Annotated in this window: 1 protein-coding gene; it reads left to right on the top strand. The window is 63.3% G+C overall.

The annotated features are described in order from the left end of the window. The coding region (locus AC0608_RS13965) for a hypothetical protein (RefSeq protein WP_478289503.1) at positions 1–218 on the top strand (218 nt) is incomplete at both ends.

Below are 218 nucleotides of genomic sequence, written 5' to 3'. Positions count from 1 at the left end.
TCAATCCAACCCTCGGCAAGTCCTGATCAAACTCGAAGGCTGCGACTTGTCCGGCCTCACCGACAACACCGTAACCACCACCTTCACCGCAGCACCGTCGACTGTCGTACCGGGTGCGATCGGTACCGTCGGCAGCGCCGGCGGCGTGGGCATCATGATGAGCCACGGCGGCAGCCTGGTTGAGCTGGGCAAGCCTACTGCGCCGCAGATCATCAGCA

This window comes from Flavobacterium sp. GNP008, assembly GCF_056428965.1.
Note: the sequence above shows the minus strand (reverse complement) of the source record. Positions and strands in the feature narration are given on the sequence as shown.